The 3,609-nt window shown below is 74.2% G+C and carries 3 protein-coding genes and 1 pseudogene; 3 read left to right on the plus strand and 1 reads right to left on the minus strand.

The genetic code is table 11. The annotated features are described in order from the left end of the window. The 3 genes and pseudogenes from AOK09_RS27395 to AOK09_RS27405 all read left to right on the plus strand — a co-directional run. Positions 1-573: pseudogene (locus AOK09_RS27395) on the plus strand (DUF4350 domain-containing protein); the annotation flags it as partial. A gap of 20 nt (positions 574-593) precedes the next feature. After that, entirely contained in the window at positions 594-1,583 is a 990-nt protein-coding gene (locus tag AOK09_RS27400) for an AAA family ATPase (protein ID WP_055589927.1), read from the plus strand. A 70-nt stretch (positions 1,584-1,653) separates the two neighbouring features. Then, positions 1,654-2,964, plus strand: a complete 1,311-nt coding sequence (locus tag AOK09_RS27405) for a DUF58 domain-containing protein (RefSeq protein ID WP_055589925.1) — start codon at positions 1,654-1,656, stop codon at positions 2,962-2,964. 30 nt (positions 2,965-2,994) lie between these two features. Here AOK09_RS27405 and AOK09_RS27410 read toward each other — a convergent pair. Further along, a partial coding sequence (locus AOK09_RS27410; protein WP_217698492.1) for a GNAT family N-acetyltransferase occupies positions 2,995-3,609 on the minus strand: 615 nt, incomplete at its 5' end.

Raw genomic sequence — 3,609 nt, forward strand, 5'->3', positions numbered from 1 at the left:
GACCGGCTGGACGACGACGGCAACGCCGCCCTCGCCCTCGGCCTCCTCGGCGCCCACCCGCGCCTCGTCTGGTACCTCCCCGACTACGACCAGGCCGCCGCAGGCAGCGGTCCCGGCGACCGCAGCCTGCTCTCGCTGCTGCCCGCCGGCTGGCGCTGGGGGCTGCTCCAGGCCGCCGTCGCAGCCCTCCTCGCCGCCCTCTGGCGGGCCCGCCGCCTCGGCCCCGTCGTACCGGAGAACCTCCCGGTGACCGTGCGGGCCTCCGAGACCACCGAGGGCCGGGCGCGTCTGTACCGGCGGGCCAGAGCCCGCGACCGCGCCGCCGACGCACTGCGCCGCGCCGCCCGCAGTCGGCTCGCCGCCGGTCTGGGCCTGTCCGCACGTCCCGAGGCCGACCCGGTCGCACTGACCGCCGCGGTCGCCTCCCGCATCCCCGGGGACAGCGCCTCCGGGGCCCGTACCCCCACCGAGGTGCACGCCCTGCTGTACGGTGCGGCCCCGGCCGACGACACCGCCCTGCTGCGGCTCGCCGACGATCTGGACACCCTCGAAAGGCAGGTACGACAGCCGTGACCGAGCACGACGCCCGGCCCATCGCCGACACCGTTCCGGCTACGCTCCCGGGAGCCGCCGAACGTGATCCGCGGCAGGCCCTGCAGGCGCTGCGCGCCGAGATCGCCAAGGCCGTCGTCGGGCAGGACCCCGCCGTCACCGGCCTGGTCGTGGCCCTGCTCTGCCGCGGCCATGTGCTGCTGGAGGGTGTCCCCGGCGTGGCCAAGACGCTGCTGGTGCGCACCCTGGCGGCGGCGCTGCGGGTCGGCACCAAGCGGGTGCAGTTCACCCCCGACCTGATGCCTGGAGATGTCACCGGCTCGCTGGTCTACGACGCCCGCACCGCCGAGTTCTCCTTCCAGCCCGGCCCGGTCTTCACCAATCTGCTGCTCGCCGACGAGATCAACCGCACCCCGCCCAAGACTCAGGCCTCCCTGCTGGAGGCCATGGAGGAGCGCCAGGTCACCGTCGACGGCACCCCGCGCCCGCTGCCGGAGCCCTTCCTGGTCGCCGCCACCCAGAACCCGGTCGAGTACGAGGGCACCTATCCGCTTCCCGAAGCCCAGCTGGACCGCTTCCTGCTCAAGCTGATCCTGCCGCTGCCCACCCGGGACAACGAGATGCAGGTCCTGGCCCGCCACGCCGCCGGCTTCAGTCCCCGCGACCTCACCGCGGCGGGGGTCCGCCCAGTCGCCGGCCCGGAGGACCTGGACGCCGCCCGCGCCGAGATCGCCAAGCTCACCGTGGCACCCGAGATCCTCGCGTACATCGTCGACATCTGCCGCGCCACCCGCGAGTCGCCCTCGCTCTCCCTCGGCGTCTCCCCCCGCGGCGCCACCGCGCTGCTGAACACCGCGCGGGCCTGGGCCTGGCTCGCCGGACGGGACTACGTCACCCCGGACGACGTCAAGGCACTGGCGCTGCCCACGCTGCGGCACCGGCTGCAGCTGCGCCCCGAGGCGGAGATGGAGGGCGTCACCGCCGACTCCCTGCTCCAGGCCGTGCTGGCCCACGTACCCGTCCCCCGCTGACCCGCTCCGCCCTTCGCCTCCGTCCATCTGCGGCCACCACCTCCGCCGACCTGCTCAGGAGAAGCCACCCATGGCCCTCACCGGCCGCACCGCCCTGCTCGCCCTGGCGGGCGTGCTCGTCGTGGGCCTGCTTCTGCCGTCCGCCGCCGGAGTCGCACTGGTCTGCGGTCTGCTGCTCGCGTCCGTCGTGGTCGACCTGCTGCTTGCCGCGCCCGTCCGCAGCCTTCGGCTGAGCCGCTCCGGCGACACCTCAGCGCGGCTGGGGGAGGAGGCCTCCGTCTCCCTCACCATCGCCAATGCGAGCCGGCGCCGGCTGCGCGCGCGGGTGAGGGACGCATGGCCGCCCAGCAGCTGGACACCCGGGGCCGAAGTCACCGCCTCCCGCCACTCACTGGACATCCCCGCGGGAGAGCGCCGCCGGGCCACCACCGTCCTGCGGCCCACCCGCCGCGGGGACCGGCACGCCCACCGGGTGACCATCCGCTCGCTGGGCCCGCTCGGCCTCGCCGCCCGGCAGGGCTCGCACTCGGTGCCGTGGACCGTCCGAGTGCTGCCGCCGTTCGCCAGCCGCAAGCACCTGCCGTCCCGGCTGGCCCGGCTCCGCGAACTGGACGGCCGCACGTCGCTGCTGGTCCGCGGTCAGGGCACCGAGTTCGACTCGCTGCGGGAGTACATCCCCGGCGACGACGTACGGTCCATCGACTGGCGGGCCTCCGCCCGTCGCTCCACCGTCGCCGTACGCACCTGGCGGCCGGAGCGCGACCGGCACATCCTCATCGTGCTGGACACCGGCCGCACCTCCGCCGGACGCGTCGGGGACGCCCCCAGGCTCGACGCCGCCATGGACGCCGCACTGCTGCTGACCGCGCTCGCCACCAAGGCAGGCGACCGCGTCGACCTGCTCGCCCACGACCGCCGCGCGCGAGCGTCCGTACAGGGCCGCGGCGCCTCCGAGGTACTGCCGTCCTTGGTCAACGCCATGGCGGTGCTGGAGCCCGCCCTGGTCGAGACGGACGCCCGGGCACTCGTCTCAGCCGTGCTCCGGCGGGCGCCACGACGCTCCCTGGTCGTGCTTCTCACCGGGCTGGACACCACCCCGGTCGAACAGGGGCTGCTGCCCGTACTGCCCGGGCTGACGCATCGCCACGAGGTGCTGGTCGCCTCGGTCGCGGACCCCCGGGTCGCGGAGCTGGCCCAGGCCAGGGGCACGGTCGAGGCCGTCTACGGAGCCGCGGCAGCCGAACAGACCCGTGCCGAACGCCGTCAGACCGCCGACCGGCTCGTCCGGCACGGCGTCACCGTGGTGGACGCTCCGCCCGCCGATCTGCCACCCGCCCTGGCCGACGCCTATCTGGCCCTCAAGGCAGCCGGCCGTCTCTGAATCAGCGCCGGCGGGTGTGGTGACGCCCGCTCAGCTGCTGCGGAACTCCATCTCCAGCTCGTCGTACGAAGGGTCCGGCGGGTAGGGCATGGTCATACCCGTCAGGGTGAATCCCAGGCGCTGATAGAACGACAGAGCCCGGCCGTTGTCCTCCCGTACGAAGAGCCGAACGCGCTCGGCCGCCGCGTCCTGGCACGCCCACTCCACCGCCGCACGCACCAGCTCCTCGGCCGCGCCGTTCGCGCGCCCTCGCAGCTGCGGCGCCACGTACACGCCCACCAGCTGGGCCTGCGGCTTGACCGCCTCCGGCTCCTGGAAGACCGTCGTCATACCGGCCCAGCGTCCTTGTCCGCGGCCGTCGGCCGGGACCAGCACATAAGTCGCGATGAGCCGGCCGTCCGCCTGGGTCTCCGCACCGGAGCTGTACAGCGCCCTGGCCTGCCAGTCGCTGTCCGAGCGCATCCGCTCGTCGAGATACCGGGTCGCGAACACCGTGGGACTGTCCTGCAGCGCCTCCAGACGGACGTCTCGCAACCGCAACCACTCATGGGCAGCCACCCGGCGCACTCGGTACGTCATGGGGGAGATCCTGCCACAACGCAGAAAGCCCCGTCCCGAGACCGCGAGGTCCCGGAACGGGGCTTC

The organism is Peterkaempfera griseoplana (assembly GCF_001418575.1).
GTDB lineage: Bacteria > Actinomycetota > Actinomycetes > Streptomycetales > Streptomycetaceae > Peterkaempfera > Peterkaempfera griseoplana.

Bases quoted from the DNA above. Each gene is read 5' to 3' on its own strand.
- AOK09_RS27405 (WP_055589925.1), top strand. From the start codon at position 1,654: ATGGCCCTCACCGGCCGCACCGCCCTGCTCGCCCTGGCGGGCGTGCTC.